Source organism: Buchnera aphidicola (Melanaphis sacchari) (assembly GCF_003096055.1).
Taxonomy (GTDB): Bacteria; Pseudomonadota; Gammaproteobacteria; order Enterobacterales; family Enterobacteriaceae; genus Buchnera; species Buchnera aphidicola_P.
Genome location: NZ_CP029161.1, coordinates 35,946 through 50,557 on the forward strand (window position 1 = coordinate 35,946; position 14,612 = coordinate 50,557).

The 14,612-nt window shown below is 24.1% G+C and carries 14 protein-coding genes, 2 tRNA genes and 1 pseudogene; 12 read left to right on the plus strand and 5 right to left on the minus strand.

Annotation, left to right across the window (positions count from 1 at the left end; all coding sequences use genetic code 11):
- Nucleotides 1-190 precede the first annotated feature (190 nt).
- From miaA to dut, 10 genes are all read left to right on the plus strand, one after another.
- Nucleotides 191-1,093 (plus strand): tRNA (adenosine(37)-N6)-dimethylallyltransferase MiaA, encoded by a 903-nt coding sequence (gene miaA / locus DD681_RS00200; RefSeq protein ID WP_222702916.1) that lies wholly within the window; start codon nucleotides 191-193, stop codon nucleotides 1,091-1,093.
- A 211-nt stretch (nucleotides 1,094-1,304) separates the two neighbouring features.
- Entirely contained in the window at nucleotides 1,305-2,561 is a 1,257-nt protein-coding gene (gene hflK, locus DD681_RS00205; RefSeq protein WP_158341027.1) for an FtsH protease activity modulator HflK, read from the plus strand.
- A 4-nt stretch (nucleotides 2,562-2,565) separates the two neighbouring features.
- Nucleotides 2,566-3,519 (plus strand): protease modulator HflC, encoded by a 954-nt coding sequence (hflC, locus tag DD681_RS00210; protein WP_158341028.1) that lies wholly within the window; start codon nucleotides 2,566-2,568, stop codon nucleotides 3,517-3,519.
- Nucleotides 3,516-4,814 (plus strand): adenylosuccinate synthase, encoded by a 1,299-nt coding sequence (locus DD681_RS00215; protein WP_158341029.1) that lies wholly within the window; start codon nucleotides 3,516-3,518, stop codon nucleotides 4,812-4,814. Before hflC ends, DD681_RS00215 begins: the two co-directional genes overlap by 4 nt.
- A 99-nt stretch (nucleotides 4,815-4,913) precedes the next feature.
- Nucleotides 4,914-7,103: a ribonuclease R gene (gene rnr / locus DD681_RS00220; RefSeq protein ID WP_158341030.1), complete on the plus strand. Its 2,190-nt coding sequence runs from the start codon at nucleotides 4,914-4,916 to the stop codon at nucleotides 7,101-7,103.
- A gap of 183 nt (nucleotides 7,104-7,286) precedes the next feature.
- Nucleotides 7,287-7,628 (plus strand): 30S ribosomal protein S6, encoded by a 342-nt coding sequence (gene rpsF, locus DD681_RS00225; protein WP_158341031.1) that lies wholly within the window; start codon nucleotides 7,287-7,289, stop codon nucleotides 7,626-7,628.
- A 70-nt stretch (nucleotides 7,629-7,698) separates the two neighbouring features.
- A complete protein-coding gene (gene rpsR, locus DD681_RS00230; RefSeq protein WP_158341032.1) occupies nucleotides 7,699-7,926 on the plus strand; it encodes a 30S ribosomal protein S18 in 228 nt (75 codons plus the stop codon).
- A 37-nt stretch (nucleotides 7,927-7,963) separates the two neighbouring features.
- On the plus strand, nucleotides 7,964-8,416 hold the full coding sequence (gene rplI / locus DD681_RS00235) for a 50S ribosomal protein L9 (protein WP_158341033.1): 453 nt from the start codon (nucleotides 7,964-7,966) through the stop codon (nucleotides 8,414-8,416).
- Between the two features lie 40 nt (nucleotides 8,417-8,456).
- Nucleotides 8,457-9,203, plus strand: a complete 747-nt coding sequence (gene cysQ, locus DD681_RS00240; protein ID WP_158341034.1) for a 3'(2'),5'-bisphosphate nucleotidase CysQ — start codon at nucleotides 8,457-8,459, stop codon at nucleotides 9,201-9,203.
- Between the two features lie 10 nt (nucleotides 9,204-9,213).
- Nucleotides 9,214-9,672 (plus strand): dUTP diphosphatase, encoded by a 459-nt coding sequence (dut, locus tag DD681_RS00245; RefSeq protein ID WP_261788374.1) that lies wholly within the window; start codon nucleotides 9,214-9,216, stop codon nucleotides 9,670-9,672.
- Between the two features lie 16 nt (nucleotides 9,673-9,688).
- On the opposite strand, the pseudogene pyrE reads toward dut, so the two are convergent.
- Together pyrE and DD681_RS00255 are read right to left on the minus strand one after the other, a co-directional pair.
- Nucleotides 9,689-10,317, minus strand: a pseudogene (pyrE, locus tag DD681_RS00250) (orotate phosphoribosyltransferase).
- A 72-nt stretch (nucleotides 10,318-10,389) separates the two neighbouring features.
- Nucleotides 10,390-10,462, minus strand: a tRNA-Ile gene (locus tag DD681_RS00255).
- A gap of 134 nt (nucleotides 10,463-10,596) precedes the next feature.
- Between DD681_RS00255 and DD681_RS00260 the strand changes: the two genes are divergently transcribed.
- Nucleotides 10,597-10,669, plus strand: a tRNA-Asn gene (locus DD681_RS00260).
- A gap of 319 nt (nucleotides 10,670-10,988) precedes the next feature.
- Nucleotides 10,989-12,446: an exodeoxyribonuclease I gene (gene sbcB / locus DD681_RS00265; RefSeq protein ID WP_158341036.1), complete on the plus strand. Its 1,458-nt coding sequence runs from the start codon at nucleotides 10,989-10,991 to the stop codon at nucleotides 12,444-12,446.
- Here sbcB and murI read toward each other — a convergent pair.
- Genes murI through mutY form a run of 3 tightly spaced genes read right to left on the minus strand, consistent with a single transcriptional unit; the run spans nucleotide 12,438 to nucleotide 14,554 of the window.
- Nucleotides 12,438-13,223 carry a glutamate racemase gene (gene murI / locus DD681_RS00270; protein ID WP_158341037.1) on the minus strand — a complete coding sequence of 262 codons (786 nt, stop codon included), beginning with the start codon at nucleotides 13,221-13,223 and terminating at the stop codon, nucleotides 12,438-12,440. The genes sbcB and murI overlap by 9 nt on opposite strands.
- 35 nt (nucleotides 13,224-13,258) lie before the next feature.
- Entirely contained in the window at nucleotides 13,259-13,492 is a 234-nt protein-coding gene (locus tag DD681_RS03110) for an oxidative damage protection protein (RefSeq protein ID WP_187151978.1), read from the minus strand.
- A 21-nt stretch (nucleotides 13,493-13,513) separates the two neighbouring features.
- Entirely contained in the window at nucleotides 13,514-14,554 is a 1,041-nt protein-coding gene (gene mutY, locus DD681_RS00275) for an A/G-specific adenine glycosylase (RefSeq protein WP_187151979.1), read from the minus strand.
- Between the last annotated feature and the right edge of the window lie 58 nt (nucleotides 14,555-14,612).

Sequence of the window (14,612 nt, forward strand, 5' to 3'; positions counted from 1 at the left end):
TTAAAAATTTTTAAATTTCTCAGAATTAAATTAGATATTTTTAAATTAAAAATATTTTTTTATAATTATAAAAATTCAATTTTATTAAATTTAAAAGATGCATTATAGTATATTTTCTATTTATTAATAAATAAAAATTAGTGAATTTATGCATATTAATAAATTTTTCAAAAAAAAATGTCTTTTTCTAATGGGTCCCACCGCATGTGGAAAAAGTAAATTTGTCATCTATCTTAGAAAATATTTACCAATAGAAATTATTAGTGTAGATTCCGCGTTAATTTATCGTGATATGAATATTGGAACAGACAAACCAAATGATTTTTATTTATTGCATCATCCGCATAGTTTATTAAATATTAAAGATCCTAGCGAAAGTTATTCAGCAGCAGAATTTAGAAAAGATGCTTTAAATGAAATTAAAAAAATTATAAAAATCGGGAAAATACCTTGCCTCGTTGGTGGTACAATGTTTTATTATCAAGTATTGCTATATGGGCTGTCTAATTTGCCAGCTTCAAATATTAAAATTCGTCAAATTTTATTAGATAAAAATAGAAATAAAAAAAATTTTTTACATGAACAACTATCTTTTATAGATCCTATATCTGCTTCTCGAATTCATAAAAATGATCACCAAAGATTATTGCGCGCATTAGAAGTTTTCTACATTTCTGGAAAAACTTTAACAGATTTAAAAAAAAATATTTTTTCTAAATTTCCATATGGTGTTATTCAATTCTGTATGATGCCTCCTAGTCAAATATGGTTATATGAAAAAATTGAGGAACGTATAAAGAATATGTTTTTTTTGGGTTTTCAAAAAGAAGTAGAAAATTTATTTTTTAGAGGAGATTTACATAAGAATTTACCTTCTATAAAATCTATTGGATATCGTCAGATGTGGGAATATTTAGAATATAAAACTACTTATAACGAAATGTTTTATAAAATTATTTTTGCTACTCGTAAATTAGTCAAACATCAATTAACATGGTTAAAAAAATGGAAAAATATTCATTATTTAAATAGTTCTTTATCGCATCATATTCTTTTAAAAAAAATCTTAAATTTATTAAATCAAAAATATTAAATTAACATTTCTAATTAGATTTAATTAAAATTTTTTAAATATTTATTTAATTTTCGTTAAATTTTTTTAATTTAATTAATTTATTGAATAAATTTTAATAAAAATATTTTAAAAAATTTTATCCCGTTAAAATAAAAAAGTATTTTTTTACTCAGAATATTATAATTTTTAAAAATTTTTAGAATTTATTTTTCATAGAATGAGGCATAAAATGGCCTGGAATAAATTAAACAAAAAAGAGTCTGAAAGTGATCTGTGGGGAAAAAAAGATAATCAAAAAAAAGATTGCTCAAGTAACTTAAATGAAAAAAATATTAGTACAAAAAAAAATATATCTGATTTTAAGAAATTTATATTAGACTTTACCAAATTAGTTACTAAAAAAACTTATTCGTCTAATTCGTCTAAATCACCGAATTCATTAAATAAATTAAAAAATAATATAAATCCTTTTTTAATAATTTTTTTTATAATTTTTTTTATTTGGTGCGTTAGTGGTTTTTATACAATTAAAGAAGCAGAACGTGGTGTAGTAACTAATTTTGGAAAATTTAGTCATGTAGTTGGACCAGGTCTTAATTGGAGGCCAGTTTTTATTAATGAAGTCAAATCTGTAAATGTTGAAACTGTTCGTGAATTAGCAACTTCAGGTACCATGTTAACTTCTGACGAAAATGTAGTACGAGTCGAAATGAATGTACAATATAAAATTACAAATCCTTCAGATTATTTATTTTCTGTTAATTATCCTGACGATAGCTTGCGTCAAGCTACTGATAGTGCATTGCGTGGAGTTATTGGGCATTTAACTATGGATAGAATATTAACTGAAGGTCGTACTTTAGTAAGAAATAATACTCAAAAAGAAATTGAAGAAACTATTAAGCCCTATAATATGGGAATTACTATATTAGATGTAAATTTTCAAACAGCAAGACCTCCAGAAGAAGTTAAATCTGCTTTTGATGACGCAATTGCTGCTCGTGAAAATCGCGAACAATATATACGAGAAGCTGAAGCATATGCAAACGAAGTCGAACCAAAAGCAAAGGGAAGGGCGCAAAGAATTTTAGAAGAAGCTAAATCGTATTCTTCAAAAATAATTCTAGAAGCGCAGGGAGAAGTAGTTCGTTTTTTAAAAATTTTACCAGAATATAAAAAAGCTAAAAATATTACACTTCAGCGACTTTATATAGAGTCAATGGAAAGATTGTTGCTAAAAAATAAAAAAATTTTTATTGATAACAAAAATAAATCAGGATTATTTTTATCTTTAGGAAACATTTTTGATTCTTTAAAAGAAAATAAAAAAATTTTTACTAGTTCAGTAGAGACATTGAAAAATCATGCTAATTTTAAACAAAAAAAAGATGTTAACAGACTTTCTTTATCATCTTTTCATGATTTTTCAAAACAAAATCGTCTTAATTTAGTTGATCAGAATACTCAAAATACACATAGGAAGTAAATTTATGAGTAAAATATTTATTTGTTTATCAAGTATTTTTCTTCTTTTTCTTTCCTCTTCGTTTTTTATTATAAAAGAAGGAAATCGTGGTATTGTTCTCCAATTCGGAAAAGTTGTACGTAATAATAATCAAAAAGCATTAGTTTATACTCCAGGATTGCATTTTAAAATTCCTTTTTTGCAAACTGTTAAAATATTAGACGCGCGTATCCATACTATGGATAATCAAGCTGATCGTTTCATTACGAAAGAGAAAAAAGATCTAATTGTTGATTCGTATATAAAATGGCGGATCAATGATTTTGGTTTATATTACTTAGCTACTGGAGGAGGAGATTCTTTTCAAGCTGAAGTATTATTAAAAAGAAAATTTAGTGACCGGTTACGTTCTGAAATGGGTTGTTTAAATGTCAAGGAAGTTGTTATGGACTCGCGGGGACGATTAACTACAGATGTTTTAAAAGCTTTAAATCAAGGCACAGTTCATTTAGATAATAAATCATCAATTAATGTAAATAGTATGAATGCTTTAGGTATTGAAGTAGTAGATGTAAGAATTAAACAAATTAATTTACCAATAGAAGTATCTGATGCTATATATAATAGAATGAGGGCTGAAAGAGGAGCTGTGGCTAGAAGTCAGCGATCTCAAGGTCAAGAAAAAGCAGAAAAATTACGCGCAGCAGCTGATTATAAAGTATCATTAATATTATCAGAAGCACAAAAACAAGCTTTGATAATAAAAGGTCAAGGAGAAGCTAAAGTAGCGAAATTATTTTCAGAAAACTTTAAAAAAGAGTCATTTTTTTATCTTTTTATTCGCAGTATACATGCTTATGAAAATAGTTTTAAAAATGGTAATAATATTATTTTAATTAATTCAGATAATGAATTTTTTCATTATATTAATCAATTAAACTCAAATATAAAAAAAGTTCAAAGGATCTTAAAAAGATGAATAATAATATTGTAATTTTAGGAACACAGTGGGGCGATGAAGGAAAGGGTAAAATAGTTGATTTTTTATCTTTAGATAGTGCTTATGTTGTGAGATATCATGGAGGACATAATGCAGGTCATACTTTAGTAGTAGATGGAAAAAAAATTGTTCTTCATTTAATACCATCTGGATTATTACATCCTAATGTAATTGGAATTATTGCTAATGGTGTAGTTATTTCACCTTTTGAATTAATTAAAGAAATAAAAATGTTAAAAAAAAATTATATTTCGATTAAAAATCGTCTTTTTATTTCTGATTCTGCGCCCTTAATACTCCCATATCATATTGAAATGGATATAGCTCGTGAAAAAAAGTTAGGTGTAAATGCAATTGGTACTACAGGGCGTGGCATTGGTCCTGCGTATGAAGATAAAATTGCACGTCGAGCATTACGTATGAATGATTTAAAAGATGAGAATAAGTTATCTCTTCGATTAGAAGAAATAGTTGACTATTATAATAGTCAATTGGTATCTTTTTATAAACATAAATCAATAAATTATAAAACTATTTTAAATAATTTAATTAAAGTAAAAGATTTGATTTGCGATATGATTCAAGATACTACTTCTATTTTATTTAAAGCAATTGAAAATAATAAAAAAATAATTTTTGAAGGTGCTCAAGGTAGTTTTTTAGATATTGATCATGGTACATACCCATATGTTACCTCTTCAAATACTACTGTTGGTAGTGCAATTACTGGTACAGGTATAGGACCTAAAAATTTGAATTATATATTAGGTGTGACTAAAGCATATTCTACACGTGTTGGAAATGGTCCATTTTGCACTGAAACATTTGGTAAGATAGATGATTATTTGTCTAAAAGAGGACAGGAATTTGGCGCTACTACTGGTCGAAAAAGACGTACTGGATGGTTAGATGGTGTTTTATTGCGAAAAGCAGTTAAAATGAATTCTTTATCTGGTCTTTGTTTAACAAAATTAGATATTTTAGATAATTTAAAAGAAATAAAAATTTGTACGTCTTATAAAAATATTGGTGTTAATAATAAAAACTATCCTAGTTTTTATGGATTTGAAAATGTAGAACCAGTTTATGAAGTTTATCCAGGATGGATGAAGAGTACGTTAGGTATAAGAAAAATACAGGATTTACCTAAAGAAGCTCGTAATTATATAAATTGCATTGAAAGAATAGCTAGAATTTCTGTTGATATGATCTCTACAGGTCCAGATCGCTTTGATACTATTATAGTAAATAATCCATTTTTAAAAATTGATTAAATAATGTTTTTATTTAATTTTTTCAAAATGTTTTAACTAAGAATATTATTTTCATAATTTAATGTCAATTAATAATTAATTTAATTGGAGAAAGAAAATATGGTAGTAGATATCTACCAAAAAAAAGTAATAAAAAAATATAAAAATTCTGTTCCTAGTAGGAAATATATTTTACTTCTTTTAAAAAAGTATAATAATTTAATTAGTAAAAAAATTTTAGAAAAAAAACTTCATATTAATTGTCGAAAAGAAAAACAAATATTACGTCAACGATTGAAAAGAATGGAGAAAGATAATCAAATTATATATACCTCTAATCGTCGCTATATATCTTTAGAAAATCTTAATTTGGTTAAAGGAAAAGTTATAGGTCATAGAGATGGTTATGGATTTCTCAGAACAGAAACATTAAAAGAGGATGTTTGGATTTCTAAGGATGAAATGAAATCATGTATTCATGGAGATCTTGTTTTAGCCCATATTATACAGTTAAATAAAAAAAGAAATATCGCTAAAATATTAAAAGTATTTCAATCAACTAATATATTAATTGTAGGTCGATATTATTTAGATAAAAAAATAGAATTTGTGATTCCTAATGACAGTCGTTTTAATTTTAAAATTTTTATTTTGCCTTCAATTATTAATAATAAAATTACGATAGGATCAATTGTTTTAGTTAAATTAAAAAAGGGCTTTTTTAAAAATAAAATACAAGGAAAAATAATAGAAGTATTAGGTAAAAAAATGGGAATTGATTTATCAATTAACGTTGCTTTAAGAACACATAATATTCCTTATTCATGGTCAAGAGAAGTAAAAAATCAATTGTGTCGAATCAGTAATAAAATTAGTCAAAAAGATTTAGATAATCGCGTGGATTTAAGACACTTCCCTTTTTTTACTATTGATGAAAAAGATGCTCGTGATTTTGATGATGCTATTTTTTGTAAAAAAAAGAAAGATTTAGAAGAAGGATGGAATTTATGGGTAGCAATTGCAGATGTAAGTTATTACATTAAACCCAATACTGCTTTAGATAAAGCAGCTTTTAACAGAGGAAACTCTGTATATTTTCCCTCTCTAGTGGTACCAATGTTACCAGAAAAAATATCCACAGACTTATGTTCTTTAAATCCTTCCGTAGATCGTTTATGCTTAATATGCGAAATGAGTTTGTCAAGTGAAGGAAAATTAGTTCAATATAAACACTATGAAGCAGTTATTCGTTCTCATGGACGTTTTACATATGATGAAATATTTGATATTTGGAATGGTAACGTTGAATTACAATTAAAATATAAAAAATTATTAAAATATATTCAAAATATGTTTTTTTTATACAAATTTTTAAACAAAAAAAGATTTTTAAAAAAAGGTATTTCTTTTGAAAATGCAGAAGCTAAATTTATTTTAGATGATCATTTTCGTATTAATAAAATTTATCAAAAAATTCGTAATGACGCTCATAAGTTTATTGAAACTTGCATGATATTAGCCAATATAGCATCTGCTCGATTTATTGAAAAATATAATTATCCTATATTATTCAGAAATCATGCTCAGCCAAGCAAAGAAAGTGTGAGTAGTTTTCGTTTGTTATTAAAAGAATTAGGACTTTCTTTATTAGGTGGAGACAATCCAAAGGCTTGTCATTATTCAATTTTACTAAAAAAAATATTAAATCGTCCTGATTATGAAATGATTCAAACTTTATTGTTACGTTCTATGAAGCAAGCTGTGTATTCTCCTATTAATTGTGGTCATTTTGGACTTGCTTTATCTAGTTATGTGCACTTTACTTCTCCTATTAGACGTTATCCTGATCTTATATTACATAGAATCATTAAAAAATTAATTTTAAAAAATAAGAGAGAAGCTTCTTTTAAAAAAGAATCTTGTAATTATAAGAAATTTTTTTTATACAATATAAATGAAATGAAAAAAATAGGCGCTCACTGCTCTATTACCGAAAGACGAGCAGATGATGCGACGAGAGATGTTGTTGATTGGTTAAAATGCGAATTTATGAAAAATAAAATTGGTTATATTCTGACAGGAGTGATTTCAAATGTTACCTCTTTTGGTTTTTTCGTGCGTTTAGACAAATTTTTTATCGATGGATTAGTTCATATAGAAAAATTAAGTGATGATTATTATTATTTTGATTCTATGGGTTTAAAATTAATTGGCAAATCAACTAAAAATATTTATCGATTGGGCGATACTTTAAAGGTAAAAGTTATTTCAGTTAATTTAAATCAAAGAAAAATTGAATTATCTTTATAAATATATTTTTTTAAAAAAATTTATAATTAATTAAAATAAATTAAATTTATTGATTTTTTAAGTAATTTAAAATAGTATGTAAAAATAATCAAAGTTTTTACAAAAGTTCCTTGCATCTTTTAAAAAATAAAGTTTAATCTTATTTTTTAAGAAGCTAAAAAACCAAAAGGATCGTTCTCTCAAATGCGTCATTATGAAATTGTACTTATGATTCATCCTGATTATAGTGATAAAGTAAACTTAATTATTGAAAAATATAAAAAAATTATTTCTAATCATTCAGGTGTAATACATCGTTTAGAAGATTGGGGAAGACGCCAATTATCATATCCAATTAAAAAACTTCATAAAGCTCATTACATCCTCATGAACATAGAAGCTGATTCTAAAATCGTTAATTTACTAGAAACAGATTTTCGTTTTAATAACGCAGTTATTAGAAATATGATTATGTCTGTGAAGAAACCAATTTCTGAATTGTCACCTATAATGAAATTAAAAGAAGAAAAAAAAGAAAAAAAGTAAATTTTTAAGTATTAATTTTTATTTCTTAAAAATCTTTTTAAAACAAGAAAATAATATTAGAGGTATCTAAATGGCACGCTACTTTCGTCGTCGTAAATTTTGTCGTTTTACTGCGGAAGGTATTCAAGATATAGATTATAAAGATATTATAATGTTAAAAAATTATATTACAGAAAATGGAAAGATCGTTCCCAGTCGAATTACCGGAACACGTGCTAAATATCAGCGTCAATTATCTCGTTGTATTAAAAAAGCACGATATCTTGCTTTGCTTCCATATACTGATCAACACCGCTAAAATTTTTCTAATAACACATTCTAAGAGAGAATAAAAAATGGAAGTCATTCTTTTGTTAAAAATTAATAAATTAGGTAATTCAGGGGCTATTATTCGTGTAAAACCTGGTTATGCTAGAAATTTTTTAATTCCTACAGGAAAAGCAATTTTAGCTAATAAAATAAATATTGAGTCTTTTGAAGCTCAGCGTATTGAATTAGAAAAAGAAGACACAAATAAATTTCTTATTGCTCAATCACGAGCTGAAAAAATAAAAAAAATAAAATCTATAACAATTTTATCTAAAGTTGGCAAAGAAGGAAAAATATTCGGTTCTGTAGGTATTAGGAACATTATTAAAGAAATTTCTTTATTAGGTATCAAAATAAACAAAAAAGAAATACGTTTACCAAACGGAGTATTGCGTCATACAGGAGAGCACACAGTCGTTTTTCAGCCTCATCCTAAAATACATCAATATTTTATTGTTAATATAATTTCAAAGAAATAATTATAGATTAAATGTATTTAATTATTAATACAGGTATACAATGCTAAAAAAAGTATGTAAATTGGCACGCGTTGCTGGAAGTGCTATTATGGATATATATTCTTCTCAAGAAAATTTTATTAAGATATCTTATAAATTAAATAATACACCAATAACTAATGCCGATTATATATCAAATAATATTATTACGACAGGATTAACTTCTTTTTTTCCAAATATTCCTATATTATCTGAAGAACAAAAACATCATTTAAAAAATTACAAATCTTGGAACATATATTGGTTAATTGATCCATTAGATGGAACGAAAGAATTTTTAAAAAAAAATGGAGAATTTACAGTAAATATTAGTTTAATTCAAAAGGGTATTCCAATATTAGGTGTTTTATATGCTCCTTTTTTTGACATTTTATATTTTTCTTTTAATAAAAAAGCCTGGAAAGAAACATCAAAAGGTTGTGAAAGAATTTACGTTGCTCAATCTGATGTACCATTATTAATAACTAGTAGATCACATATAGATGATCAGCTAGAATATTATTTGAGTACGTTAAAAAATTATAAAATAAAAAAATTAGGTTCATCATTAAAATTCGGCTATATAGCTGAAGGAACAGCTCAAATTTATCCGAGATTTGGAAGTACATATATTTGGGATACTGCTGCAGGTCATGCTATTGTAATTGCTTCTGGTGGAAAAATGCAAGCATTGAATGGAAGGAAACTAGATTATTTATTGTCTTCTCAATCTTCTTTAATTAATCCAGGATTTTTTGCTACTTCGTAAAGTTAAGTGTATTATGTATAAAATTAAAATTAAAATATTAAATTCATGTATTAATAAAAAAAATTTTTTATTACCTAAGTATGCTACTTCTGGTTCATCAGGTTTAGATTTAAGAGCTTCTATAAAAGAAAAAATTTTATTGATTGCTAACGATGTAATTTTAATTCCAACAGGAATTGCAATATACATCGAAAATCCTTATATTACCGCTTTAATTTTACCTCGTTCAGGATTAGGCCACAAAAATGGAATTATCTTGGGAAATTCAGTTGGTTTAATTGATTCAGATTATCAAGGTGAATTAATGATATCTTTGTGGAATCGAAGTAAAAAAAATTTTTACATTAATCCAAATGATAGAATTGCTCAATTAGTTTTTGTTCCGATTATTAGACCTAATTTTTATATAGTAAATAATTTCAAAAAAACATTACGTTCAAAAAAAGGTTTCGGACATTCTGGCATGTAAAATTTTAAATTATTTTTTAATAAAAATTATATTTTTCTTGGTATTCAATTATTTTTTTTCCATATTTTTTTAATTCTTCGATTTTTAAAACGTATGAAATAAATTCATTAATTTTAATAATTGAATTTATTTTGTATTTTTCTTTTTCGTGCCTATTAATACTTATTTTTTTTTCTTCTCTGTCTAATAATACAAAAATTGAAACTATTTTAGATTTTTCATTTTTAATTATTTCAATAGCTTGTTTTATTGACGCCCCTGATGTAACAACATCATCTAAAATAATAATTTTTTTATTTTTTATTTTTTCGCCTATTAAAAATCCTTTTTCTCCATGTTTTTTTTGTTCTTTTCTATTGAAACAATATGGAATATTTACATTATATTTATTTTTTAGAGCGATGGAAGTAGCTACGACAATGGGAATTCCTTTATATGCAGAACCGAATAATACATCAAATTGAATATTTGAATTTATTATAGCTTTTGCGTAAATTAAACCAATTTCAAATATATCTTTTCCTGCACATAAAATTCCAGAATTGAAAAAATAAGGACTGATGCGTTTAGATTTTAAAACAAATTTTCCGAAAGTTAAAACTTTTTTTTTATAAGAAATTTAATAAATGTTTCTTTATAATTCACTCAATTGAGCTCCAATTAATTATTAAATTTTAGATTTATTTTTTAGTAATAAAAAATAATTTAAATATTTTATGGCCCTTGCTGGATTTGAACCAGCGACCAAGCGATTATGAGTCGCTTGCTCTGACCACTGAGCTAAAGGGCCATAATTTTTTTATTCCTTTACTATAAATCAATTTTTATTAATAATCTAGATTTCTTTTATTTTTTTTTAATTTATTTTTTATTTTATATATATATTTGACAGATATATAAAATTTTGATATAAATACTCTTTATTCCTCTGTAGTTCAGTTGGCAGAACGGCGGACTGTTAATCCGTATGTCACTGGTTCGAATCCAGTCAGGGGAGAAAAAATTTTTTTAAAATCTTTTTAAATTTAATAGTTTCATTTCTTACAATATTTTTCCTTTCTTAAAATATTTCATCAAATTTTTTTAATCATGATTTTTTAAAATAGTTTAAGTTTTATATGAGAATAAATTAAAATTTAAGCTTTTTTAAAGCGGAAGTATATTTTTTTAAATCATTTAAATTCTTTAATATTACATTTTATAAAAGATAAAAGTATAAAAAAATTTAAAACGATTAATAAAATATTTAGTCTTAAATTACATCTAATTTGTCATATTTTAAAAAAATTTGTAAATTCCTTTTAAAATCCTTTAATATGAAAAAAATTATAGAAACATATAAAAAAAATAATTCTGATTTTTTGTTTTATGATTATGAAACTTTTGGAACTCATACATCTTTAGATAGACCTGCTCAATTTGCATCTATTAGAACCGATCAAAATTTAAATATTATTGAAGAGCCTCAATGTTTTTACTGTTTTCCATCCGATGATTATTTACCTGACCCCAATGCAGTTTTAATAACTGGTATTACTCCGCAATATACAGAAAAATACGGTAGTAATGAATATAAATTTGCTAAAAAAATACATAATATTTTAATAACTCCTAATACTTGTATAGTTGGTTATAACAATATTATTTTTGATGACGAAATTACAAGGAATATATTTTATCGTAATTTTTTTGATCCTTATGAATGGAGTTGGAAAAACAATAATTCTCGTTGGGATTTGTTAAATATTGTTCGAGCATGTCATGCTTTAAGACCTGATGGTATAAAATGGCCTAAGAATGAATTTGGTGTTCCTATATTCAAATTATCAGAATTGACTAAAATAAATCATATATTACACAATAATGTTCATGATGCTACGTCAGATGTTTATGCTACTATTAAAATAGCAAAATTAATAAAAAAAAAGCATCCAAAATTATTTAATTTTTTTTACAAACATCGAAAAAAAGATATTTTATATAAATCAGTAAAAATAGAAAGTTTTAAACCAGTAATTTATATTTCTAGTTATTTCGGGGCTATAAGAAATAATAGTAGTTGTATATTACCTATAACCTGGGATTTAAATAATAAAAATGTATTAATTGCTATTGATTTATTTAAGGATGTTAAAAAATTAATTGCCTTCTTAAAAAAGAAGCCTTTAAGTAATATTTTTTTTGAAAATATATTTGACTTGGGAGTGATACTAGTGCATCTTAATCGTTGTCCTATTTTAGCGCCTATTCAATCTTTGCGTATAAAAGATATAAAACGATTAAATTTTGATATAGACCTATATAAAAACAGAGTTAATTTAATTAAGGAAAATTTATTTTTGATTAGAAAGGTAAATAAACTTTTATTTCGTCGTAATTCATATTCTGTTTCTTCAAATGTAGATTTACAATTGTATAATAGTTTTTTTAATATTCATGATAAAAAATTAGTTAATTTGATTAATCAAACTAAACCGCATCATTTAAAGAATATTCAACCAAATTTTTATGATATTCGTTTAAACTGTTTATTTTTTCGCTATAAAGCTCGTAATTTTTTTGATGTACTTAATAAAAATGAAAAAAAAATTTGGCTTGAATATTGTTTGAATATCTTTAATGCTTCTTATTTAAGAAAATATTTTTATGATATTAAAATACTATTAAATAAACATTCTAATGACATTAAAAATATCAATTTGTTGTATGACTTATTAAAATACTTATGTAAAAAATATAAAAGTTTATTTCATAAAAAAAATAAATTAATATAAACTTATCTTTTTTAATTTAGAAAAATTATATTTTTTTAATAAAAATAATAGTTGTTCAATATTTTTATCATTCTTAGAATATAAAAAAATATTCTCTTTGATATTTTGGTTATCTAAATATCGACAAATTTTTTTTTTAACTTTACTAATAATTAAATCTTGTGGATTTATAAGGATAGTAGATTTTTTTTTAAAAATTTTTTTAATTTCTTTTTCAATAAATGAAAAATGAGTACATCCTAGTATAATTGTATCAGGAAAAGTCAGACAATCACTCCATGGTTTAAAAATATTTTTTATTTCTGTATTAGAAATCGATAAATTTCTAATTTTATTTTCAGATATTCTAGCTAATTTATTAGTAGCTATAATTTTTATATTATTTAAATAAGAATATTTACTTATTATTTTTTTAACGTATGCACTATTTATTGTTGCATGTGTTGCTATTAATCCGATATGTTTATTTTTTGTTATATTTGAAGCGTGTTTAAGAGAGGGTAAAATTCCTATTATTGGTATATGAAAAATATTTTTTAAAATTTCTAAAGATGTTGTAGATACTGTATTACAACCTATAATTACTATTTTAATAGGGTATTTTTCTTTTATTTTTTTTATAATTTTTATACTTCTTTTTATAAGAAACTGTTTCTTTTTTTTTCCATACGGAAAAGCTTCGTTATCGAAAACGTAAATATAATTTATTTCTGGAATTTCTTTTTTTATAATATTAAGTATAGATAAACCGCCTATACCGGAATCAAAAATAAGCATTTTTTGAATGAAATAAATTTTTATAAAATTAATATTTATTTTTTGAATAAAAATAATTGCATATAATTTTCTATTTTTTTTCTATCTTCTTTTTTTATCATATTCAGTTTTTGTTCATTAATAATTTTAGTTTGTTCTATAATCCATTTTTCCCAAGCTATTTTAGATATTTCTTTATATATTTTTTTTCCTAATATACCTGGATAAGGTGGATACTTATGACCTTCAGATTTTTTTTTTAAAAATGTACAAAAAATTATACGACTCATTTGTACTCCTGTTTTAAAAATTTATTTTAATATGTTTAATATTTTCTTGACTGGTTTAGGAAATCCTATTTTTTGAGGATTTTTGGAATTATACCAAATTCCTGTATTATTTAAACTAATAAATTTTTTAGTAGAATACAGCTCAATTAATATAGGATTGATGCATAATTTAACATGACTTAGTGTATGATTAAAAGATGCTAATTTACTTTTTTGATTTAAATCTATTTCATTTTTTTGAAACCATTGAGTCAAATTTTTTATGCTTTCAAAATATGGAAAGCAAAATAAATTATTCCAAATTGTTTTTTGTTGGTTTTTTTTTATCCAAAATTTGTCTTTATATTTAATAATAACAAACCAATATTTTTTTTTTAATTTTATTTTTTTATTTTTTTTAGTAGGATATTTTTCCCATTCTTTATTTTTATAAGCAATACAATTTTGTTTTAAGGGACAATCATTACATTTTGGATTAATAGTAGTACAAATAAGAGCCCCTACATCCATAATTCCTTGATTAAATTTTCCAGTATTGTTTATTGGAATAAGACGTTCTATTAAATGCCATAATTTTTTTTCTACTTTTGTTTCTTTTACGTGCCCTTTAATACCATAGTATCGAGTGAGAATTCTTTTTACATTACCTTCTAATATCGGAAAGGAATAGTTTAAAGTTAAAGATAGAATTGCTCCTGCTGTTGACCTACCAATACCTGGAAATTTAATAATATTTGAAAAATTTTTTGGAAATTTTCCTTTATAGTCCTTTTGGATGATTTTTGCCGTTTTATAAATGTTTTCAGCTCTTTTGTAATATCCAAGGCCGCTCCATAAATAAAGTATATCATCTGGTTTACTTTTATTTAAAGAATTTATATTTGGAAATTTTTTTATAAACTTTTCAAAATATGGAATGACAGTTTTTACTGTTGTTTGTTGTAACATTATTTCTGAAATCCAAACTTTATATAATGTTTTTTCACGTTGCCATGGAAGATTTTTTCTTCCACATGTATGATACCAATTGAGGATTAATTGGGAAAAATTATGTGTCGTCATTATTTATAAGATTTATTTTAAGAGAATAATTTAATATATTTTTTTAAAAAAAAGTTAT